We start from the raw sequence: 22,284 nt of genomic DNA on the forward strand, positions 1-22,284 counted from the left end.
AGTGACGAACCCTTCCCACCTCACTCACCTGAATGAAGCAGGGCAGGCGCGTATGGTGGATGTTTCCACCAAACATGCAACCAAACGAAAAGCCATTGCCTGCGGTGTGGTGCAGATGAAAAGCACCACACTGGATCTCATTACGTCAGGCACTGCTCCAAAGGGAGATGTGCTCGCCACAGCACGTATTGCAGGCATTATGGCTGCAAAAAAGACGGCGGAGATCATTCCTCTGTGCCATCCGCTGGCGCTAAGCAGTGTAACGGTGGATCTGGTTCCTACAGATAACAAGATTGAGATCACGGCCACTGTTGTTACAACAGGGGCAACTGGCGTAGAGATGGAAGCGTTGACAGCGGTATCTGCTGCTGCGCTGACCCTCTACGATATGTGCAAGGCCGTTGATCGGGGTATGCTGATTACCGACATTCGCCTTTTTCATAAAAGTGGCGGTCAATCTGGAGACTATCACGCCCAGTAAGTCTATCAGGAACAAGACATTAGATGCTTCGCAGATAACCAGTCCGGTCTTTATATGACAACCTCATGCTCACAAAAGACAGTGCTGCAGATCTTTGAGACCACTCAAAACATAAAAGGAAAAGCCCATGGAGGCGGGTAAGACTATTGCTCAGAAAACTGGTGGGAACGGGCCATCCCTGACCCGGGAACAGTTCACGCAAGCGTTTCATGATATGCTGCTTATTCGCCGATTTGAGGAAAAAGCCGGGCAGCTTTATGGCATGGGTCTGATTGGCGGTTTCTGCCATCTGTATATCGGTCAGGAAGCGGTGGTCGTCGGCATCCAGATGGCTCTCAAAGATGGTGACAAGATTATCACGTCTTACCGTGATCATGGGCAAATGCTGGCTGCAGGCATGACACCCCGTGGCGTTATGGCAGAACTGACAGGCCGCGCCACCGGCTATTCGCATGGAAAAGGCGGCTCCATGCATATGTTCTCGCGTGAAAAGAATTTTTACGGCGGGCACGGCATTGTGGGCGCTCAGGTCGCGCTAGGAATAGGCTTGGCTTTTGCCAACAAATATCGGGAAACTGATGAAGTTTCCATCGCCTACTTTGGGGATGGCGCCGCCAATCAGGGGCAGGTGTACGAAAGTTTCAATCTGGCAGCCTTGCACAAGCTCCCCTGCATTTTTGTCATTGAAAATAATCTTTACGGCATGGGGACCAGCATAGAACGTGCGTCTGCATCGCACGAACTCTGGCGCAACGGAGAACCATGGGGCATTCCGGGTCGCCGCATTGATGGCATGGATATTGCCGCCGTACACGAGGCGGCCTCTGAGGCCGTTGCTCACTGTCGCGCAGGCAAGGGCCCCTATCTGCTGGAAATGATGACCTATCGGTATCGTGGTCATTCAATGTCTGACCCCGCAAAATACCGCAAACGTGAAGAAGTGGATGCCGTGCGCAAGACACGTGATCCCATTGAGCACGTTCGTCAGATTCTGTTGGATGCGGGAGTGGAAGACACAGCTCTGCGATCCATTGAGAATGATGTCAAAGCCGTTGTTAATGATTGTGCTGAATTCGCGCAGACAAGCCCAGAGCCTGATCCTGCCGAACTTTATACAGATGTTCTGCTAGAGGCTTGATCGATTATGGCTATTGAAGTTTTGATGCCGGCCCTCTCTCCCACAATGACAGAGGGCACTTTAGCCCGCTGGTTGAAAAAAGAAGGAGAGGCCGTTTCAAGCGGCGACATTCTTGCTGAAATCGAAACCGACAAGGCAACGATGGAAGTAGAAGCCGTGGACGAAGGTATTCTAGGCCGTACCCTTGTGGCCGAAGGCACGCAAGGCGTTGCCGTCAATACTCCTATTGCAATTCTTGTTGCAGAAGGGGAAGAGGTTCCGGAAAATCTGGAACAGCCCCCCCCTGCTACTACCAAGACGAGTGCGCCACAAGAAAAAGCACCTTCCGAGGAAGCCGCCCCCTCAAAAGCACAAGCGTCGGTGTCTTCCTCACTTCCAGAAGTTGAGCCCGAAAGAGAGTGGGGTGAGACGACCGAGATAACTGTTCGTGAAGCCCTCAATCAGGCAATGGCTGCTGAATTGCGCCGCGACCCAGATGTATTTCTGTTGGGCGAAGAAGTGGCTCAATATCAAGGTGCCTACAAGATTTCCCAAGGGCTTCTGGCTGAATTTGGTGAGAAGCGCATTATTGATATGCCGATTACCGAACACGGCTTTACGGGCATGGCGGTAGGGGCCGCATTAACCGGTCTCAAACCCATTGTTGAGTTCATGACCATGAACTTTTCAATGCAAGCCATTGATCATATTATAAATTCTGCTGCCAAAACCCTCTATATGTCTGGCGGACAGATGGGCTGCCCGATTGTTTTTCGTGGTCCTAATGGTGCAGCGGCACGCGTAGGGGCTCAACACTCCCAATGTTACGGAAGCTGGTACGCCCATGTTCCTGGGCTGAAGGTGATTGCGCCTTGGTCTGCCGCAGATGCCAAAGGGCTCCTGCGCGCCGCCATTCGCGACCCCAATCCGGTTGTCTTTCTGGAAAATGAAATTCTTTATGGTCGCAAATTTGAATGCCCGACAGATGAAGATTTCATCCTGCCGATTGGCAAGGCAAAAATTGAACGTACCGGAACAGATGTTACCATTGTAGCCTTTTCCATCATGGTGGGTACGGCTCTTCAGGCTGCCGAAAAGCTGGCGGAGCAGGGCATCCAGGCGGAAGTCATCAATCTACGCACTCTTCGTCCACTTGATACGGCAACCATTGTTGAAAGCGTGAAGAAGACCAGCCGTCTGGTAACCGTGGAAGAAGGATGGCCGTTCGCTGGCATTGGTGCGGAAGTGGCCATGCAGATTATTGAGCATGCCTTCGACTGGCTGGACGCACCGCCGGTGCGTATCGCTGGCGAGGATGTGCCCATGCCGTTTGCCGCCAATCTGGAAAAGCTTGCACTTCCGCAGCCCCAGCACATCATAGATGCCGTTAAGGGCTTGGTCTGAGGAAAACACAATGGCTATTGAAGTTCTGATGCCGGCCCTCTCTCCCACAATGACAGAGGGCACTTTAGCCCGCTGGCTCAAGAAGGAAGGGGACACTATTTCCAGCGGGGATGTTCTTGCGGAAATCGAAACCGATAAGGCGACCATGGAAGTGGAAGCCGTGGACGAAGGCATTCTCGGAAAAATCCTGGTGACAGAAGGTACGCAAGGCGTGCCTGTCAATGCGACTATCGCCATTCTGGTTGAAGAAGGTGAAGCCGTTCCGGACGTTGCGGCACCACAAAAAGCGGCTTCTACTGCTCCCAAAATTCAAGAAACCGCTCCGGCTGAACCTGCGGTCAAGGCCGCACCGGCCCTCTCTCAGACTCCACCTGCGCTCTCCGCTGTAGGGGCAGGCCGCAAGATTTTCGCATCTCCTCTTGCCAAACGGATCGCAAAACAGAAGGGCCTTGATCTCGCCGCGATAAAAGGCACAGGCCCCAACGGCCGTATCGTTCGGCGGGATGTGGAAAACGCATCTGCCAAGCCCCAGTCTGCGTCTCCTTCGGCACCAAAGTCGGGTAGCGCTGGGGCGGGTAGTAGCACGAGCGTTCCGCACTCAACGATGCGTAAGGTGATCGCCCGTCGCCTCAGTGAAGCTAAAAGCACCATTCCGCATTTTTATGTGTCGGTTGATATTGAGCTGGATGCGCTGATGGCTCTTCGCTCCCAGTTGAATGCCACATCACCAGAAGAAGGACCCGATGCGTTCAAGCTTTCCGTGAACGACATGCTGGTCAAGGCTGCCGCAGTCGCTCTGAAACGCATCCCAACGGTCAATGCTTCCTTCACGGAAGAGGCAATGATCCTGCATGATGACGTGGATATTTCTATTGCAGTCTCCATTCCCGATGGATTGATCACCCCTATCGTCCGGCAGGCTGACAAGAAAAGCCTGAAGCAGATCAGCCTGGAAACCAAAGATCTGGTAAAACGGGCACGGGCAGGAAAGCTGAAACCAGAAGAATTCCAAGGCGGAACGTTCTCCATCTCCAATATGGGGATGTATGGGGTGAAAGATTTCTCGGCCATCATTAACCCGCCCCAGGCCGCTATTCTCGCCATCGCAGCAGGACGGAAACAGCCTGTGGTGAAGGGAAATGAACTGGCCATTGCAACAGTCATGACAGTGACACTCTCCGTTGATCACCGCGTGGTGGACGGCTCTGTAGCTGCTGAGTGGCTTTCCGCTTTCCGGTCAGTGGTGGAATCTCCCCTGACTTTGGTCATTTGATACAAGGGGACGATCATGAGCCGGACTGATTTTGATATTCTCGTTGTAGGCGGTGGCCCGGGTGGTTATGTGGCTGCACTCCGAGCTTCTCAGCTTGGGCTTTCCGTGGGGTTGGTAGAGGCTCAGCATCTTGGAGGCATTTGCCTGAACTGGGGATGCATCCCCACAAAGGCGCTTCTTCGGGCTTCTGAAATCAACCACCTCCTGCACGATCTCGGCCCTTACGGTTTCAAGGCTGACAATGTCAGCTTCGATTTCACCAAGGTTGTGGCCCGCTCACGGGCGGTCTCCAAACAGCTCTCCTCGGGCGTGGCGCATTTGCTCAAAAAAGCAAAAGTGCCTGTGTTTGACGGTTACGGTAAACTGGATGGAGTGACCCCTGACGGTAAGCGCAAAATTCTTGTCACCCAGGATAAAAACGCTCCTGTCACGTTGACCGCAAAGCACGTCATTCTGGCCACAGGAGCGCGGGCTCGTGCATTACCCGGCATAGAGCCTGACGGTAAGCTGATCTGGTCTTATCGGGAAGCGCTGGTGCCGGATGCCATGCCCGCCAGATTGCTGGTAATTGGCTCGGGGGCAATCGGCACAGAATTTGCCTCATTTTACCGGAATATGGGAGCCGACGTTACTTTGGTAGAAGTCGCGCCTCGTATTCTTCCGGTAGAAGATGAAGAGATCAGTGCGTTAGCCCAGAAAGCATTTGAAAAACAGGGCATGAAGGTCCTGACGAATGCCAAAATCGGCGCATTCAAAAAAACGGAGCAAGACGTTACAGTCCCGGTGGAAGTCAACGGTAAAATCCAGAGTTTCACTGTTGATCGGGTGATCTCTGCCGTCGGCATTGTAGGAAATGTTGAAAATCTTGGGCTGGAAGGCACCAAGATCAAGGTAGAACGAACCCATGTGGTGACAGATGCCCTATGCCGCACAGGCGAACCTGGGGTCTATGCCATTGGTGATCTGGCTGGTGCACCATGGCTGGCGCACAAAGCCAGCCATGAAGCTGTCATGTGCGTAGAAGCCATTGCAGGAAAAACTGTCCATCCCATTGATATTACAAAAATTCCGGGTTGCACTTATTGCCGCCCACAAATCGCTTCCGTTGGCTACACTGAAGCGCGAGCAAAAGAGGCAGGTTACAAAGTTCGTGTGGGCAAATTCCCTTTGATTGCTAACGGGAAAGCTATCGCCATGGGTGAAACCGAAGGATTCATCAAAACGGTTTTTGATGATAAAACCGGCGAATTGCTTGGAGCCCATATGATCGGCGCGGAAGTGACAGAAATGATTCAGGGCTATGTGATTGCCCGCACCGGGGAACTGACAGAAGCGGAACTGGCAGAGACCATATTCCCACACCCGACCATTTCTGAATCCATGCATGAAGCCGTTCTGGCAGCATACGGTGGCGCACTGCATTTCTAGACACCAAAGAGTGACTTGCTCTGTTATCTCGTGGGTGTGATGGCACGATAAGCGGAGTTGGAATGTTCTTGCCTTGACGCTCGGGAAAGGGCGTTCCAGTTCTGGTATAAATTAAGGTGTTAGCGGGTAATATCATGTCTACACGTGTGTTGATTGATCATAGGAAAGGGGGGGCCAGCAAAACCCGGCACCCTGAAAAGGCACACCGGCCCGATAACCCTATCGCCCGCAAGCCGGAGTGGATACGCGTTAAAGCGCCATCTCATCCAGTCTATCACGAAACCCGTAAACTGATGCGGGATAACAGGCTTGTCACGGTATGCGAGGAAGCCGCTTGCCCGAATATTGGGGAATGCTGGTCACAACGCCATGCCACCATGATGATCATGGGGGAAATCTGCACACGCGCCTGTTCTTTCTGCAATGTCACCACTGGGCTCCCCAATGCTCTGGATGTAGATGAACCAGAACGGGTGGCAGAAGCCGTTGCCAAACTCGGCCTCCGTCATGTTGTCATAACGTCTGTGGACAGGGATGATCTTGTTGATGGTGGAGCGCGCCATTTTGCTCGGGTCATTCAAGCGATACGCGCCATTTCTCCCGAAACAACTATTGAAATTTTGACACCAGATTTTTTACGCAAAAACAACGCTTTGGAAGTTGTTGTTGAAGCAAAGCCTGATGTCTTCAACCACAATCTGGAAACTGTACCCCGGCTTTATCCTACCATCCGGCCTGGTGCGCGGTATTATCAGTCCTTACGTCTGCTTGATCGGGTAAAGCAGCTTGATCCTTCCATCTTCACCAAATCCGGACTGATGCTTGGGTTAGGGGAGGAAAAGATGGAACTCGCACAAGTCATGGATGATTTGCGTATTGCAGATGTGGATTTTATTACGATGGGCCAGTATCTCCAGCCTACGGTCAAACACGCGGCTGTCGCCCGGTTTGTTACCCCGGCAGAGTTTGAGGAGTATGGCACCATGGCGCGTGTAAAAGGGTTTCTTCAGGTAAGTTCCAGTCCGCTGACACGCTCTTCCTATCATGCGGATGCAGACTTCGCAGAACTACGGGCATCCCGCGCAGCCCGACTGAAAGGAACCGTCTGATGCCTAAACACGCAGAAAAGCGTGTTCTCGCGTATAGGCCGGAGCAGATTTTTGACTTGGTAGCGGATGTTGGGCATTACCCGGAGTTTCTGCCATGGTGTGTGGCAGCCCGGGTCAGATCCCGCACGGCCAAAGAACTTGTTGCCGACCTGACAGTCGGGTTTGGTCCCTTCCGGGAAAGCTTTACCTCTCGCGTCACGCTGGACAGGCCGACCTATATTACCGTCCAGTACGAACGCGGACCCTTTCGTTATCTGAAAAATATCTGGAAATTTACACCGGATGAGAAAGGGTGTCTGGTCGAATTTTTTGTAGATTTTGAGTTTCGTTCCAAAATCCTTCAGGCGGCCATCGGGGTCGTATTTGGTGAAGCTGTGCGCTTGATGGTGTCCGCTTTTCTGCGACGAGCCAAAGATGTTTACGGCCCTCCCATCAGTACCCCCCCAACAGTACGCGAAGAAAGATCTGTTACTTAACAGAAAATCGTTTCCCGCCGGTTACGTTTTGCCTTGTGCTACGTTGTTGTTGAAAGAACGAAAGTTCGATACATTACAAAAATGTTGGAAAATGGTTTTCTAGCCTGAAAATCATTCCAATATCTGGGATAAGGACAAACCGTCATGAAGAAACTCTTCGCCGTTGCTGCTCTCGCCTCTGCCTTAGTGGTAGCTCATCCGGTTTTTGCAGCCCCTCATCATGGCCATAAATACGAACATGCCCATAAATCAGCCAAAGCTGATAACGGCAGCGCTTCCACAGATGATTTGAACAGCAAGAGTCTGGCCGCAGCTCAGGGTGGGCAAGCTGCACCTCCCAATGGTGTAACACCTCCCGCCACTACGCTCCCGACAGCCCCCGGGCTGAAAGCCCCGAGTGTAGATGCGCCAGTGCCTGCTTCTGGAACCGGTGTGACTGTACCGCCAGCCCCCGCTGCTCCAAAGCTACCTTCCACCACAGAACCAGCTAACGCACCTACCGGCGGCCAGTAAGACGCTATTATTCTCTTTAGAATTTAACTGCCTCTCCGAACGAACCCCTGAAGAGTGCAAACTCCTTGGGGGTTTTCTTATTCTCTCTCCAGCCGCTGCCCTACCAGCCGCAAGGCATGCAAGGCAGCAAGGCTTCTTACTCTCGTGCGATCACCGGCGAAATTCTGGGCATCCGACACTGTAGGCCCATTTCTTACGGCAGTAGCAAACCAGACCAAGCCCACAGGCTTGGACACAGACCCTCCAGAAGGGCCTGCAATACCTGAAACTGATACAGCAACGGTTGCATCTGGAGCCATACGCAGTGCTCCCTCTGCCATTTCTGAAACAGTCTCAGCACTTACCGCACCATATTGTACGAGAGTAGTCTCTCTTACCCCAAGAACCACCTGTTTCATGAGGTTGGAGTACGTAACAAACCCTCCCTCAGTCACATCTGACGATCCTGCATGATGGGTCAGTGCGGCAGCAACCAAACCGCCTGTACAGCTTTCCGCCGTTACAATTTTTCCTTGATTTACTCGCAACAGATCCAACGTAAGAGAAGACTGAACCAACAGCTCTTCTGAAACTGCTGACTCAATAAGAAATGTGGCATTGTGCATTGAGCACTCTCCTTAAGAAGACTTCCACCACTTGCCTAGTCGCCTCAACGTTTTGATACATCCGGCGGTCATGACACCCGCAACAATGTCATCTCCCATAATACCAAGCGCATCATGGCGTCGATCGAGAACACCTACGGGGCCAGGCTTCTTGATGTCGAACAACCGGAAAAGGGCGAACGCAACAAGAGACCAGATGAGAGTAGCGTCTTTTCTGACATTATCTTTCGGACAGAACGCAGCACACGCCAGAAGGCTGATCCACATACCAGCAACTTCATCAATCACAATCCAGCTATGATCTTCACCTTCGCCAGCCCGGTCTGCCGCCCACCAGCCTGCAACACTTGCCACAACAGCCCCCGTTGCGAGCACACGTGGACGATTGATAAAGGGAAGCGCTACGACAAGCGCCGCAAGAGATCCAACTGTACCTGGCGCTTTTGGTGACAAACCACACCCGGCAAATGTTGCAATAAAGCGTGAAATTTTCATGTTTTCTGGCCCAGAGCCGCATAAATGGTCATATTTTCCCACACACGCTCTACATAGTTTCTTGTTTCTGAAAACGGGATGCCTTCTATCCAGTCGATCATCTCCGATTGAGATGCGCCTGTCCGTCCCGGATCTCCTCCTGTGGAAAGCCACCGCGCCAACCGGGTTGGGCCTCCGTTATAAGCGGCAGCTATATAGGGTACGACACCCCCAAACCGATCCTGCAAGTGAACAAGATAGGCCATTCCCAGCCGCATATTGTTATCAGGATCATGCAACCCATTTGCCGTAGCCGCAGAAGCAGAAAGTCCGGCGGCAGGTACCATATCTCCGGCAGTGGAGGGTTTGATTTGCATGAGACCAATGGCGTTGGATGAACTGACGGCATCCGCGTTGAAATTACTTTCCTGCCTCATAAGACCAAGAACCAGCCCTGGGGGCAGGGAACTGGACGGGGGCGCATAGGGCTGTGGCCACCCCGCATGCAAAAGAAAAACACCTTCTCGACCCACATCCCGCGCCACGGCTACAGAAATATCTGGAAGATTGAGCTGGAGCGCCAAGCTGGAAAGAGCCAGTTTATCAGGGAGCGTAACAAGCTGCTGCCTGAGTAGCGCAAGGAAGTCCCGTGCATGGGGCCGGTCTCCCCAAGAGACGAGAATCTGTGCGGCCTGTGCCAAATCACTACCGGAAAGGCGAACCGTTTCCGCTGTCGCTACTGAAGGATCATGATCGGCCTTCAGGCGGCGCGGAACATCATCAGGGATCTCAGTTGGGGTAAGAAGCGTGGCTTTGTTGTCAGCAAGCTCAGCGGCAGCCATCTGTCCGTAAAACGTGCCGGGGTAAGAAGTCGCCTGACGGAAATCAGACTCCGCCGTTGCCTCATCATGGACAGCACGATGAACTCTCCCAAGCCAGTAAAATCCTCTGCTCTTGGTGATCAAGGAAGAAGAAGACGCAAGATGCCGGAAAAACGGCTCGGCAACGGTGGGCGCATTCTGCTTTTGCAAAGCAATCCAGCCGCTCAAAAACTCAGCGTCCAGATGACTGGAGCCACTGCTTGCGCCATCATTGGCTAGGAAAAAAGCCTGTTCATTCTGACCAAGCAACAGGAACTCTCGAGCCAAAGCGTCGCGCTCTCTCCAGAAAGATGCCTGATGAGTCGAGGCTTCGGCCTCCAAACCTTTGCTTTTCCACAAGGCAAGAGCATCATCATAGCGTTTCTGGAGACGGAGCCAGCGGGCAAAATCAAGAATCAGACTGGGGTCTGACGCATCAGCGGAGTTCAGACTGGCGACTCTGGTTTGCGCAGAGACATCCCCGGCACGCAAAGCCACTCTGGCTTGCGCAAGAGGCTGACGCGCGGGACTTACATACGCCATAGTCTGGCGGGCGGCAGATAACAGACCCGCTTTTTCTTCTCGCTCAAACCGCAACCATGAGGCTGCGGGAGTGATGGCCTGAGGAAACGCGCCTGTTAGAGCGTTTGCGCCCTTGGGAGTGTCATTCCCGTTCATCCAAGCCTGATGCGCTTCCGCTGCAAGTTTTTTGGAGAGAGCCGCATCTGAGGCGCCAACCTGTCCCTGACACTGAGCCAAGGCAGGGCCGTAGGTGAGGGGTTCCTCGCGGCATAGCCGACTTAAGATTGCCGTATCCTGCTCTTCCGCTAACGCCTGCTGCATACGCAGTTTCAACAACTGCCAACGGGGCCAGACTGGCCGTGTATTCAGAAAATCCGCATATTCCTGCGCACTGCCATGGGATGAGCCCACCAGACTGAGCCAGACCGTCAAACGGCTAGCCACAGGATCAACTGGGGAGGTGCCTGCCGCCGCCTGTTGGGGGGAAGGCCATGCAGGCTGAGCGGCTGACGTGGGTGCCTGAGCACTCGGTGCTGAACAGCCGCTCAGAAGCAGAGCGATCAGGGGAAGAGCGACGCAAGTTCGCGGCGCAGAAGAAAAAAACACCATGCAGGAAAGATGAGTCATCCGGGGATGGCTGGCAAGCCATCCCGTTACCTGAAAGAAGGAAGCTTCCTTCAGTCTCACACCTTAATGAGGTATGTGCCCCCAGATTTCTCCGCCACCTTTCACAATAAGTTCAATGGCAACCCCTAGCACAATCAACAGGCCCACCCAGGAAATCCATTTGTACCGATCAAGGAGACGTGCAATATAAGATGCTGCAATCCCCATCAGCAGTACGGACAAAACCAGCCCCATAACAAGAATGCCGGGATGCTCAGCCGCTGCACCCGCCACAGCGAGCACGTTATCCAGACTCATTGAAAGATCAGCGATCAGGATACGGAAAACCGCTTTCCCCAGACTACCCGGCGGCCGTGTAGTTTCATTCTCTTCATGATGCTGATCTGAACGCATTTCACGATACATGCGCCAGCAGACCCAGAGCAGAAGGAAACCTCCAGCCAGTGTCAGTCCTACAATTGCCAGAAGCTTGACCGCCACCAGCGCCATAAGAATGCGGATGAGCGCAGCCGCCCCAATTCCTGCAAAAATGGCTCTCTTACGATCATGCGGCGAGAGGGAGCGAACTACCAGCCCGATAACAACGGCATTGTCTCCAGCCAGTGTCACGTCAATCAACACAACCTGCAAAAAGGCGATCACTGCTTTCAGACTGAAGGCATCAAGAAAACCGTGCACAGAAACTCCGATTCGACTGAGTAGAGGATGACGAACAGCGCCAGATGGACTGAAATTCCTTAAAGCCTACCTCAAGTCAAAGTTTTATTCATTACGGGAAGACGGGGAGCCCGAAATCGGTTAGAGAAGCGCGCATTATCCCGTTCTCAGGAGGAACACCGCGTTATGGTGCCGCGCTACACCCGCCCTGTCATGGCCGCTATCTGGTCACCTGAAAATCGCTACCGTATCTGGTTTGAGATTGAAGCACTGGCCTGTGAAGCCATGGCGGAATACGGCGCTGTGCCGAAAGACGCCGCAAAAGTGGTACGTGAGAAGGGTGATGCCGCTCTGGCTGCCTTTTCTGATGCCGATCTGGCCCGCATTGATGAAATTGAAGCCGAAACCCGGCATGACGTGATTGCCTTCCTGACATGGCTTGCTGAGAAAGTCGGACCGGAAAGCCGCTTTGTGCATCTGGGCATGACCTCTTCTGACGTGCTGGATACCTGTCTGGCCGTTCAGCTTGTTCAGGCCACAGACCTGCTCCTAAAGGATCTGGATGATGTTCTGGCAGCGCTGAAAGCACGGGCGTTTGAACACAAACATACCCTGACCATTGGCCGCAGCCACGGCATCCATGCGGAACCAACCTCCTTCGGGCTCAAGCTGGCCGGGCATTACGCCGAGTTCGTGCGCAACAAATCCCGCCTTGAAGCCGCCCGGGCAGAGATTGCAACCTGCGCTATTTCTGGTGCCGTGGGCACGTATGCCCATCTTGACCCGCGCATTGAAAGCTATGTGGCAGAACGTCTGGGCCTGAAACCGGAACCCGTTTCCACACAGGTCATCCCGCGTGACCGCCACGCTGCCTATTTCTGCACTCTGGCCGTGATCGCCAGCGGCATTGAACGACTTGCAACAGAAGTCAGACATTTACAGCGCTCAGAAGTACGCGAGGCGGAAGAGTTCTTCCATCCCGGGCAGAAGGGCTCTTCCGCCATGCCGCACAAGCGGAATCCTGTCCTGACCGAAAACCTGACGGGGCTGGCTCGCCTTGTCCGGTCTGCCGCCATCCCGGCACTTGAAAACGTGGCGCTATGGCATGAACGCGACATCAGCCACTCATCGGTTGAACGGAACATCTGTCCGGATGCCACCATTGGGCTAGACTTTGCGCTGGCTCGCCTGTCTGGCCTGATCAATAAGCTGCTGGTTTACCCGGATCGCATGGCTGCCAATATTGAAAGCCTTGGGGGAGTTGTCCATTCCGGCGAAGTCCTGCTGGCACTGGCCCGTGCAGGCCTCTCTCGGGAGGACGCTTACCGCATTGTACAGCGCAACGCCATGGCCACATGGACCAAGCTAGGCACACCAGAATGCCGGACATTCCGCGAAAATCTGGACGCAGACCCTGAAATTTCCGGTCGGATTGCACCAGATGTTCTGGATGCAGCAATGGATAGTCGTCAGCACCTCAAAGCGATCGATGCCCTTTATGAAAAAGTGTTCGGTGAGCCGGGACCCGCTCAGTAAGGCAGGATGCGTAACTATATCTTCAATTTCCGAAGCCTGCTATGACGGCGTCTGAGCAGGGGAGGGCATGGATCAGCCCTTCCGCCAGACCGGTTATCAGGGATCGGTTTCTAGTGACATACAGGTAAGGATGACCATGGCCCGTCGCCGCCAGCTTTACGAAGGTAAAGCCAAAATCCTTTTCGAAGGGCCCGAGCCCGGCACCGTTGTGCAGTATTTCAAGGATGACGCCACTGCCGGCAACGGGGCCAAAAGTGGAATCATTACCGGGAAAGGCGTGCTTAATAACCGTATCAGTGAGCATCTGATGCTGCGCCTGCAGGAAATTGGTATTCCCACTCACTTCATCCGTCGCATCAACATGCGCGAGCAATTGGTGAAGGAAGTTGAGATCATTCCTCTGGAAGTGGTTGTTCGCAATATCGCAGCAGGCAGCATAGCGAAGCGGTTTGGTATTGAGGAAGGCACGCGTCTGCCCCGCAGCATCATAGAATTCTACTACAAGAACGATGCACTGGGCGACCCTATGGCGTCAGAAGACCATATTATCGCATTTGGATGGGCGGCTCCGCATGAGCTGGAAGAAATGACCGGCATGGCCATGCGGGTGAATGACTTCCTGTGCGGTTTGTTCAATGGGATCGGCATTCAGCTTGTGGACTTCAAACTTGAGTTTGGACGCCACTGGGAAGGCGATGACATGAGCATTGTGCTGGCAGATGAAATTTCACCCGACAATTGCCGCCTATGGGATATCCAGACCAGCGAGAAACTCGACAAAGACCGTTTCCGTCGTGATCTTGGCAGCGTTAAGGAAGCTTATCAGGAAGTTGCCCGCCGTCTGGGTATTCTGCCCGAAGCTGGCAATAACGGTGATCTGAAGGGCACGGAGACACTGCAATAATCATGCCGACAGGAACAGGGGCTCTATCAATGAAAGTGCGTGTAACCGTCATGCTGAAGGAAGGTGTGCTGGACCCTCAGGGAAAAGCCATCAGCCATGCTTTGCAGACACTTGGCTTTCCCGGTGTGAACGATGTTCACGTTGGCAAGATTATTGAACTGGATATAGCAGGAACCGATCGCGCCGCCGTGCAGAAGCAGGCGGAAGATATGGCACGTGATCTGCTGGCCAATCTGGTGATTGAAGATTTCACGGTGGAGGTGCTTGGATGAAACGCCTTGTTCTGATTGCACTTGCCGGGGCCTGTCTCGCTCCCGTTACGGGGCACGCCCAACGTATTTCCCCCATGCAGGCTGGCAATTTTGCCCGCGTGTGCGCCAAACCCGCTGGGGCCAGCGTGTGCGATGCCTACATCACAGGTATGGCGGACGCAGGCGCGCTCTCCAAGATCAATGACCGTAATGAAGGAGATGCCTCGGCTCCGGCAGGGTTCTGTATCCCTCCATCAGAAAACGCGTCTTCCATGCGGTCCAAGGTTATGGGCTGGCTGAAAGCCCATTCTGACAGCCTGTCCAAGCCGGTGGGGGAAAGTGTCTTCCGCGCCCTGCATGACTCCTATCCGTGTAGCGTGAAAAAATGAAATCTGCGATTGTCGTTTTTCCCGGCACCAACCGTGAGCGCGATATGGCAATCGCGCTCAAGCGTGTAACTGGCAAAGCCCCGGCCATGCTGTGGCACCGGGACACTAGCCTGCCGGATGTTGATCTGGTTGTGCTGCCCGGTGGCTTCAGCTACGGCGATTATCTGCGCTGTGGGGCCATGGCGGCCCATTCCCCCATCATGGCTGAAATCCGGTCTTTCGCGCAGAAAGGTGGTCACATTCTGGGGGTCTGTAATGGTTTCCAGATACTCACAGAAACAGGCCTTCTTCCGGGTGCCCTGCTACGTAACGCCAATCTGCGTTTTCTATCTCAGGACTGCCACTTACGGGTTGAACGCACAGATACACCTTTTACCCACAAATGGGAGAAGGGTGCCGTTTTTCGCACCCCTCTGGCACATGGTGATGGGAACTATACCGCAGACGCCCAAACGTTGGAACGACTTGAGGGAGAAGGGCTGGTTGCATTTCGCTATGCCGGAGCCGATGGTACAGTGCGCGCCGAGGATGCCACAACCAACCCCAATGGCAGCATCAACAGTATTGCCGGTATTATCAGCGAAAATACACGCATCTGCGGCATGATGCCTCATCCGGAAGACCTTGTTGATCCGCTTATGGGTGGAGAAGATGGTCTGCCGCTGTTTGAAGGTCTGATGGAGGCTTTTGTCCGGTGAAAAAGACCGTCGATCTTTCTCTGGCTCAGGAATTTGGGCTGACACCTGAAGAATATGACCGTGTTCTCAAGATTATGGGCCGTACGCCCAGCCTGACAGAACTGGGCGTGTTCTCCGTCATGTGGTCCGAACACTGCTCTTACAAATCATCACGTAAGTGGCTCCGGACCCTGCCGACCCAAGCTCCCTGGGTTATCCATGGCCCCGGTGAAAATGCAGGTGTGGTCGATATTGGAGAAGGCTATGCCGCCATCTTCAAAATGGAAAGCCACAACCATCCCTCTTTCATTGAACCGTATCAGGGGGCCGCAACAGGGGTTGGGGGCATTCTGCGAGATGTCTTCACCATGGGGGCACGTCCAGTCGCCAACCTGAACGCGCTGCGCTTTGGTAGTCTGGAAACGCCCAGAACCCGCCAGATCATTGATGGTGTGGTACGGGGTATTGGCGGATACGGTAACTGCGTGGGTGTCCCGACTGTAGGGGGAGAAATCAACTTTCATCCCGCCTATGATGGCAACCCGCTTGTAAACGCCATGACTGTGGGTATTGCCCGCAAGGATCGCATTTTCCTCTCTGCTGCAGCAGGTGTTGGAAATCCGGTTGTGTATGTCGGCTCCCGCACCGGACGAGACGGCATTCATGGCGCCACCATGTCTTCCGCAGAATTTGATGAAAATGCGCTCGCCAAACGCCCCACAGTGCAAGTGGGTGACCCTTTCATTGAAAAGCTGCTGATTGAAGCCTGTCTGGAACTGATGGCGACTGACGCCATTGTGGCCATTCAGGACATGGGCGCGGCAGGGCTGACGTCTTCTTCCGTCGAAATGGCAGGAAAGGGCGGTGTCGGCATTGAACTGGATCTTGATGCCGTACCTCAGCGCGAACCGGGCATGACAGCCTATGAAATGATGCTGTCTGAAAGCCAGGAACGTATGCTGATTGTCCTGCGTCCTGATCGTACGGAAATTGCACGCAAAATCTTTGAGAAATGGGAGCTGGATTTTGCCGTTATCGGTCATCTAACCGATACGGGGCATATTGTGGTCAAGCATAAAGGATATGTGGAAGCCAATATTCCGCTTGATCCATTGGCTGAGCAGGCTCCCATTTATGATCGCCCCGCCACCAAACCGCAAACACCAGCACCCCTTGATGGCATTCACGCGCCGCTCTCTCTGGATGCCATGCTGCTGCGATTGGTTGGCTCCCCCGATCTTGCGTCCAGAGCATGGGTATGGAACCAGTATGACAGCACGGTAGGGGGACAAACCGTCCGCCGCCCTGGTGCGGCTGATGCCGCAATTGTTAAAATTGAAGACACCTCTCTCGGTCTGGCTCTGACAACGGATTGCACGCCGCGTTACTGTCAGGCTGATCCAAAAACAGGCGGCGCGCAGGCTGTTGCAGAAGCATGGCGTAATATTACAGCAACAGGAGCACGCCCCTTGGCGGTGACGGATAACCTGAACTTTGGTAATCCGGAAAAGCCGGAAATCATGGGCCAGTTTATCGCTGCTATCGAAGGTATGGGTGAAGCCTGCCGTGCGCTCGACTTCCCGGTCGTAAGCGGCAACGTTTCTCTCTATAATGAAACTCGCCAGCCAGATGGCTCAACCATGTCCATTCTCCCCACCCCTGCAATCGGGGCGTTGGGTGTGCTGGAAGATGTCTCCAAGGCCATCGGTCTGGGCATGATAGATGGGGCCGATGTGGTTCTGGTTGGGGAAACAAAGGGCGAATTGGGCCAATCTATCTGGCTACGTGAAATTCTAGGCCGCGAGGAAGGACCTCCTCCTGCCGTTGATCTGGCCGTGGAAAAGCGGAACGGTGATTTTGTACGTAACGAAATCCTGATTGGCGCGATTTCGGCCTGCCATGATCTTGCAGATGGCGGTATTCTGGTCGGGGTAGCAGAAATGGTTATGGCCAGCCGGGTAGGGTGCGAACTGGAAAGCCCAGATTCAGGCATACGCCCGGAAGCCTTCTGGTTTGGTGAAGATCAAGCCCGCTATCTTGTGTGTGTCAGCAACGCGACAGAGTTCTGCGACCGAGCCCAAAAAGCTGGCGTGCCAGCTAGGCTGATAGGCCGTGCAGGCGGAAATGATTTGATTTTGCCCAGTGGCGTCACAATATCTTCAGCGCGCCTTGCCGTTGCACATGAGGCTTTTTTCCCAGCCCTGATGGAACGCTGAGAAGACAGCTTAGGAGTTTTACCAATGGCGATGTCTGCCACAGAACTTGAAACTTACATCCGCCAAGCCTTTCCAGATGCCCAGATCAAGATTGATGATCTGGCTGGAGACGGAGACCATTATGCCTGTTCCGTTACCAGTGAAGCGTTCAAGGGGCTTTCCCGCGTAAAGCAACATCAGCTCGTCTATCAGGCCCTGCAAGGTCACATGGGGGGCAAACTTCACGCTTTGGCCCTTCAGACTTCAGCGCCCTGAAAACGGCATTTTCTTTCTCATTCAAGGACGTCTATCATGTCTGAAACCGTAAAACAGCATATTCAGAACGAAATCGACACCAACCCTGTTGTTCTGTTCATGAAAGGGGATGCCGATTTCCCACAATGTGGGTTCTCTGCTCGTGTGGTGCAGATTCTTTCTCATCTGGGTGTGCCCTTCAAATCCATCAATGTGCTGGCAGATCCAGCCATTCGTCAGGGCATCAAGGATTTTTCCAACTGGCCGACCATCCCTCAGCTTTATGTCAAAGGGGAATTTATTGGCGGCTGTGATATTGTTATGGAAATGTTCCAGTCAGGTGAGCTTCAGACACTACTCAAAGAAAAAAATATCGCCTGTAACGCTGAATCCTGATTTTTAAGTTGTCAGCTCTTTGGGTAGCTGTGTAGTCTACCCAAGAGTTTGATGAGGTGAGGAAGCTTTTTTGATGATGCGTCTTCCGTTTGTGCGTTGTGCTTTTGCGTTTGTTGGCCTGAGTGCTGGCTTTGCTGCTGTCAGTTCTTCTGCACATGCAGAACGTATTATTTCCGATCTGGAAGCAAGCAAGCTGACCTTTGCTTCCCTAACGGCTCCCCCTCCTGTTGTGCGTATCCACCATGTCACCCACACCACCCGACAGGTTGCAAGCAACCATCATACGTCCGGTCGCAGCATGGTGCGTCTGGTGTCTTATCACCCCAAGCACGCCACTGCGCACACCACACGTCGGCATCGCACCTGATACAGAACGTGAAGAAATCTTTGCTTTTTTGTGAATTGTAAAAAAGCAAAGATTTTTTACAACTCTTCTGTGCTTGAATGGCTGAATAATTCCTTCATTTTACATCTGTCGGATAATATCTTTTATCCACACAATTTCTTTTTTCTCATCCACAGTGATGAGATCAAATCTTAGTTCTTCATAATACCATTCAGGATGTTGAGCGAGCAGACATTCGGCTGCACGAAACAACCTTCTCTGTTGAGCAGGAAGCAGACATTCAGCCGCTTCTCTCCCTATTTTGCGTTTTTTGACCTCCACAAAACAGATCAAATTATCCTTACGCATAACAATATCTATTTCGCCGCGTCGCGTTCTTGCTCTTTGCAGCAAAATGGTCCAGCCCTCCTGCATGCAAGACACCTTAACGGTTTCTTCCGCAGACAGGCCATCATTGTAAGCTACATATCCACGTACCTTGCGGGCAAATGAAACCTGCCCCTGTTGTATGGGCTTTTTGTCAGTTATCGTACGCACAGCCTCATCCTTTACAAGGATTTACCCAGAACCATGCCGTTTGATATTCTGCCGCATTTACCTTTGCTGACAGTAACGGTCATACGTTTTGTTCTGGTTACCTCAGTTTCACTCCATATTCTGCTTACAAAACGGAATACGTCCTCGGCAATAGGCTGGATCGGCACTTGCGTCATGATGCCTGCGCTCGGTACCATCCTGTATCTCATGTTCGGCATAAATCGGGTACGGCGGCTGGCAAAAAAACTGGTAAGCGGTCGCTCCATTCATCGCTTTCAGGCTACCCAGAACTCATCATGGAACAGAGACCTGGACGGACAATTTGCGCCCCTAGCACTTATGGTTGGCAAATTAACCAGTCGCCCGCTTGTCGGCGGAAATTCCATCTCCTGTCTTCATGATGGTGATGGTGCTTACCCACACATGCTTGCTGCCATTGATGCCGCAGAAAAAAGCATCCTGCTTTGCTCTTATATTTTCCGCAATGACACAATCGGGGGTGAGTTTATTGAAAAACTGACGACTGCCCAGAAGCGGGGCGTGCAAGTACGCGTACTAGTTGATGGTATTGGAAGTGGCTACTTTATTTCAGGAGTGTATCGCCGCCTGAGAAGAGTTGGTATTCCCTGTGCGCGTTTTATGCATTCCATGCTGCCATGGCGTATGCCGTTTCTTAACTTGCGCAATCACCGCAAGATTCTTGTCGTAGATGGAAAAATTGGTTTCATGGGCGGGCTGAATATTGCCGATGAAAACCTCATTTCACGCAAGCCTAAAAACCCCGTTTCGGACACACATTTCAAGCTGGAAGGCCCCATTGTCAGACAGTTGGCAGAAGCCATGGCATGGGACTGGTATTTTGCCACAGAGGAAGAACTGGATGGCGATATCTATTTTCAGGAACATGAAGGGGAGGGGCAATCCATAGCGCGGATTGTCACCGCGGGCCCAGATACAGATCTTGAAAAAATAGAATACACCATGCTGCAGGCCATCACGCTCGCACGCAAACAGGTCAGACTCATGACCCCTTATTTTCTTCCTGGGTCACGCCTCCTGTCTGAATTGGCGCTGGCGGCATTGCGAGGGGTGCAGGTGGATGTCATTATTCCGCTCAAAAGCAACCACCCACCGCTAGACTGGGCATGTTCTGCCAATATTTCCCCTTTGCTTGATGCGGGGGTTCGCGTCTGGCTGGTCAATCCTCCCTTCAACCATTCCAAGCTTATGGTCGTAGATCGGGCCTGGTCCTGTGTGGGAAGTTCAAACCTTGATATCCGCAGCCTGCGCCTAAATTTTGAGATCAATATGGAAACATATGATGTCACTCTTGCAGGCATATTGGATGATTTCATGATCCGCCACCGCAACAAGCGCCTGACTCATCATGATCTGGACAAGCGCCATAGCCTCACCAAAATAAGGGACGCAGCAGCTCGCCTGTTTATGCCTTACCTGTGATTCACTTTTGCGAGCACGCTGACAAGCGGCTTCAAACGCACCGCTATCGGCCGATGATCTGAAGCAAAAACGGGCAACACGCGGGCGTTAAGGCACGCCATACCATCCACAAGACAGCGGTCAATACGAATGGGCAACAGGTCAACCATTTTATGTGTGGGGGCTTTCGGGCCAACATCATGAAAGCCAGGCACCAGAGTGGGGCCCACCAGATTGAAATCTCCCAAAATAGCGCAGGGAGGCGGCAACAACGCTGCAATACGTCGCAGTTGCCGCCTATTTAACATCTGCCCATGTGAGAGATGAACGTTAGCCAGAGAAAACGGGCCGTAATCAATAATCTGGGCATGGCGCTTGACCACAGCACCAGAGGGAATGGTGCAGGCGCGTGGAGCACGGGCAAAGGGTGTACGGCTCCAGCACGCTACGCCATGGATACGCCCGGGTAGAGGGGCGCGAGCATAGTAGCCCCCCATGATATCCGGAAGCATATCAATCTCTTCCGTCGCTTCCTGCATCAGCAGAATATCAGGCTGCTCTGTTTCTATCAGGGCGACCACATCATGAACCGTTGCGCCCGTCCGGCGCAGAAGGTTCCAACTGATAACCTTGGTACCTTCACCATCCACGAAATTCAAAGCAGAGCGAGCCTGATGGCGCTTCCTACCATCCATGAGACGAAGAAAATGACGCCTCATAAAGGCATGCTCCTTTTATCATCAGAGGGTAGAAGCGAAGATCGCTCCCGCCCGGCAAATTCCACAGTAAGGGTGAAACCAACAGCTAACAGAATGGGGCCAAGAAATATTCCCAAACCCCCAAAGGCCAGAACCCCACCAATAACGCCCAGAACAGTAAGGAGATAAGGAAGCTTGGTGCCCCGCGCAATGAAGAGAGGCCGAATTATATGGTCTGCGCCAGAAATAAACACCACACCATACAGAAGCAGAAAAACGCCCCGCCACAGATGATGATCTGCCATAAGCCACAGCCCGGCAGGCACCCAGACCAAAGGAGCCCCTACAGGCAAGACAGCGAGGAAGGATGCGATTACTCCGAACATGACGGGCTCGGAGAGATGAGTGAACCAGAAACCCAGTCCTGTCAGCAATCCCTGAATAATTGCGGTACCCAAAATGCCGTAAACTGTTCCGCGAACGGTGCCGCCAATAATGTGCAGATGCCGCCCAGCATGGGGGCCAGCAACCCGTGTAACAACCGCCGTGAGCGTATCCGCCAGAGACGGGCCACTGAGCCAGAAAAAGAACGCTATAAATAACGCCATAACCAGATGCAGAGCGCCATTGGCTACCTGCATGAGCAATACAAGGAGAGACTGCACAATGTCCCCCGCATAGGGCCGTAGCTCTGCGCCGATATGATCAACGTTGTGAGCCAGATGCTCCCACTTTACCGCCAGCTCCTGCCCAAACATGGGCAGTTTAATGAGCCACTGGGGTGGGGGAGGCAGTTCATGAGACACACTGAATAGAGTATTCAGCCGATAAGCCCACCGTGGCCCTGCGGAAACAGTGGCGGAAGCCAGAAACGCCAACGGGAGAACAAAACAGAAAGCGCAGAGCCCCGCCATGGTCATGCTGGCGGCAACCGGCTGCATCTGCCGCCGTAGATATTGGAAAACGGGCCAGGTAGCGTAGGTCAACACGGCGGCCCACAAGAGGGCAGAAGAAAAAGGTGCCAGAACGATCACACAGCCATAAGCAATGCCGCCGAGGAGAAGCCCCAGCATGATACGTTCGATTGTGATGCCTGACCCATTGACCATGTAGC

At 53.2% G+C, this 22,284-nt stretch carries 25 protein-coding genes; 18 read left to right on the top strand and 7 right to left on the bottom strand.

Annotated features, from left to right (window positions below; all coding sequences use genetic code 11):
• Position 1 precedes the first annotated feature (1 nt).
• The 8 genes from moaC (at position 2) to QWU00_RS00105 (ending at position 7,801) form a co-directional block, all read left to right on the top strand.
• Positions 2-481: a cyclic pyranopterin monophosphate synthase MoaC gene (gene moaC, locus QWU00_RS00070; RefSeq protein WP_035381896.1), complete on the top strand. Its 480-nt coding sequence runs from the start codon at positions 2-4 to the stop codon at positions 479-481.
• A 127-nt stretch (positions 482-608) separates the two neighbouring features.
• Positions 609-1,619: a pyruvate dehydrogenase (acetyl-transferring) E1 component subunit alpha gene (pdhA, locus tag QWU00_RS00075; RefSeq protein ID WP_035381894.1), complete on the top strand. Its 1,011-nt coding sequence runs from the start codon at positions 609-611 to the stop codon at positions 1,617-1,619.
• A 6-nt stretch (positions 1,620-1,625) separates the two neighbouring features.
• The gene (locus QWU00_RS00080) at positions 1,626-3,002 is read left to right on the top strand and encodes a pyruvate dehydrogenase complex E1 component subunit beta (RefSeq protein WP_035381893.1); all 1,377 of its coding nucleotides are present in this window, start codon (positions 1,626-1,628) and stop codon (positions 3,000-3,002) included.
• A 10-nt stretch (positions 3,003-3,012) separates the two neighbouring features.
• The gene (locus tag QWU00_RS00085) at positions 3,013-4,275 is read left to right on the top strand and encodes a pyruvate dehydrogenase complex dihydrolipoamide acetyltransferase (RefSeq protein WP_035381892.1); all 1,263 of its coding nucleotides are present in this window, start codon (positions 3,013-3,015) and stop codon (positions 4,273-4,275) included.
• 15 nt (positions 4,276-4,290) lie between these two features.
• Complete coding sequence (gene lpdA, locus QWU00_RS00090; protein WP_035381890.1) at positions 4,291-5,703, top strand: dihydrolipoyl dehydrogenase; 1,413 nt, start codon at positions 4,291-4,293, stop codon at positions 5,701-5,703.
• 134 nt (positions 5,704-5,837) lie between these two features.
• Positions 5,838-6,812: a lipoyl synthase gene (gene lipA / locus QWU00_RS00095; protein WP_035381889.1), complete on the top strand. Its 975-nt coding sequence runs from the start codon at positions 5,838-5,840 to the stop codon at positions 6,810-6,812.
• The gene (locus tag QWU00_RS00100; RefSeq protein WP_035381887.1) at positions 6,812-7,288 is read left to right on the top strand and encodes a type II toxin-antitoxin system RatA family toxin; all 477 of its coding nucleotides are present in this window, start codon (positions 6,812-6,814) and stop codon (positions 7,286-7,288) included. The genes lipA and QWU00_RS00100 overlap by 1 nt, the downstream gene beginning before the upstream one ends.
• Before the next feature lie 144 nt (positions 7,289-7,432).
• Entirely contained in the window at positions 7,433-7,801 is a 369-nt protein-coding gene (locus QWU00_RS00105) for a hypothetical protein (RefSeq protein WP_035381885.1), read from the top strand.
• A gap of 77 nt (positions 7,802-7,878) precedes the next feature.
• Here the strand turns inward: QWU00_RS00105 and QWU00_RS00110 are convergent, their stop codons facing one another.
• From QWU00_RS00110 to QWU00_RS00125, 4 genes are all read right to left on the bottom strand, one after another.
• Positions 7,879-8,406, bottom strand: a complete 528-nt coding sequence (locus tag QWU00_RS00110) for a CinA family protein (protein ID WP_081939122.1) — start codon at positions 8,404-8,406, stop codon at positions 7,879-7,881.
• A gap of 12 nt (positions 8,407-8,418) precedes the next feature.
• Entirely contained in the window at positions 8,419-8,901 is a 483-nt protein-coding gene (locus tag QWU00_RS00115) for a phosphatidylglycerophosphatase A family protein (protein WP_035381883.1), read from the bottom strand.
• Positions 8,898-10,871, bottom strand: coding sequence for a lytic transglycosylase domain-containing protein (locus QWU00_RS00120; RefSeq protein WP_035382046.1), 1,974 nt, complete (start codon positions 10,869-10,871; stop codon positions 8,898-8,900). The genes QWU00_RS00115 and QWU00_RS00120 overlap by 4 nt, the downstream gene beginning before the upstream one ends.
• An 81-nt stretch (positions 10,872-10,952) precedes the next feature.
• Entirely contained in the window at positions 10,953-11,567 is a 615-nt protein-coding gene (locus QWU00_RS00125) for a TerC family protein (protein ID WP_035381881.1), read from the bottom strand.
• Between the two features lie 165 nt (positions 11,568-11,732).
• Between QWU00_RS00125 and purB the strand changes: the two genes are divergently transcribed.
• The 9 genes from purB to QWU00_RS00170 all read left to right on the top strand — a co-directional run bounded on the left by purB (position 11,733) and on the right by QWU00_RS00170 (position 18,516).
• Positions 11,733-13,082, top strand: coding sequence for an adenylosuccinate lyase (gene purB, locus QWU00_RS00130; RefSeq protein ID WP_035381880.1), 1,350 nt, complete (start codon positions 11,733-11,735; stop codon positions 13,080-13,082).
• A gap of 136 nt (positions 13,083-13,218) precedes the next feature.
• Positions 13,219-13,986, top strand: a complete 768-nt coding sequence (gene purC / locus QWU00_RS00135) for a phosphoribosylaminoimidazolesuccinocarboxamide synthase (protein WP_035381878.1) — start codon at positions 13,219-13,221, stop codon at positions 13,984-13,986.
• Positions 13,987-14,015: 29 nt separating this feature from the next.
• Complete coding sequence (gene purS / locus QWU00_RS00140; protein ID WP_035381876.1) at positions 14,016-14,258, top strand: phosphoribosylformylglycinamidine synthase subunit PurS; 243 nt, start codon at positions 14,016-14,018, stop codon at positions 14,256-14,258.
• A complete protein-coding gene (locus QWU00_RS00145; protein WP_035381875.1) occupies positions 14,255-14,626 on the top strand; it encodes a Rap1a/Tai family immunity protein in 372 nt (123 codons plus the stop codon). Before purS ends, QWU00_RS00145 begins: the two co-directional genes overlap by 4 nt.
• On the top strand, positions 14,623-15,324 hold the full coding sequence (purQ, locus tag QWU00_RS00150) for a phosphoribosylformylglycinamidine synthase subunit PurQ (RefSeq protein ID WP_035381874.1): 702 nt from the start codon (positions 14,623-14,625) through the stop codon (positions 15,322-15,324). The genes QWU00_RS00145 and purQ overlap by 4 nt, the downstream gene beginning before the upstream one ends.
• Positions 15,321-17,519, top strand: coding sequence for a phosphoribosylformylglycinamidine synthase subunit PurL (purL, locus tag QWU00_RS00155; RefSeq protein WP_035381872.1), 2,199 nt, complete (start codon positions 15,321-15,323; stop codon positions 17,517-17,519). Before purQ ends, purL begins: the two co-directional genes overlap by 4 nt.
• A 24-nt stretch (positions 17,520-17,543) precedes the next feature.
• Positions 17,544-17,774: a BolA/IbaG family iron-sulfur metabolism protein gene (locus QWU00_RS00160; protein ID WP_035381870.1), complete on the top strand. Its 231-nt coding sequence runs from the start codon at positions 17,544-17,546 to the stop codon at positions 17,772-17,774.
• Between the two features lie 36 nt (positions 17,775-17,810).
• Entirely contained in the window at positions 17,811-18,149 is a 339-nt protein-coding gene (grxD, locus tag QWU00_RS00165; protein WP_035381868.1) for a Grx4 family monothiol glutaredoxin, read from the top strand.
• Positions 18,150-18,222: 73 nt separating this feature from the next.
• Positions 18,223-18,516: a hypothetical protein gene (locus QWU00_RS00170; RefSeq protein ID WP_035381867.1), complete on the top strand. Its 294-nt coding sequence runs from the start codon at positions 18,223-18,225 to the stop codon at positions 18,514-18,516.
• A 99-nt stretch (positions 18,517-18,615) separates the two neighbouring features.
• Here the strand turns inward: QWU00_RS00170 and QWU00_RS00175 are convergent, their stop codons facing one another.
• Positions 18,616-19,032 (bottom strand): YraN family protein, encoded by a 417-nt coding sequence (locus tag QWU00_RS00175; protein WP_231551863.1) that lies wholly within the window; start codon positions 19,030-19,032, stop codon positions 18,616-18,618.
• Positions 19,033-19,065: 33 nt separating this feature from the next.
• Between QWU00_RS00175 and cls the strand changes: the two genes are divergently transcribed.
• Complete coding sequence (cls, locus tag QWU00_RS00180; protein WP_035381866.1) at positions 19,066-20,493, top strand: cardiolipin synthase; 1,428 nt, start codon at positions 19,066-19,068, stop codon at positions 20,491-20,493.
• On the opposite strand, the gene QWU00_RS00185 is transcribed toward cls, so the two are convergent.
• Together QWU00_RS00185 and QWU00_RS00190 are read right to left on the bottom strand one after the other, a co-directional pair.
• Positions 20,484-21,191, bottom strand: a complete 708-nt coding sequence (locus QWU00_RS00185) for an endonuclease/exonuclease/phosphatase family protein (protein ID WP_035381864.1) — start codon at positions 21,189-21,191, stop codon at positions 20,484-20,486. The genes cls and QWU00_RS00185 overlap by 10 nt on opposite strands.
• A complete protein-coding gene (locus tag QWU00_RS00190) occupies positions 21,188-22,279 on the bottom strand; it encodes an AI-2E family transporter (RefSeq protein WP_035381863.1) in 1,092 nt (363 codons plus the stop codon). Before QWU00_RS00190 ends, QWU00_RS00185 begins: the two co-directional genes overlap by 4 nt.
• Positions 22,280-22,284: the final 5 nt, after the last annotated feature.

Source organism: Acetobacter tropicalis (assembly GCF_030644465.1).
In the GTDB taxonomy this organism is placed as follows: domain Bacteria; phylum Pseudomonadota; class Alphaproteobacteria; order Acetobacterales; family Acetobacteraceae; genus Acetobacter; species Acetobacter tropicalis.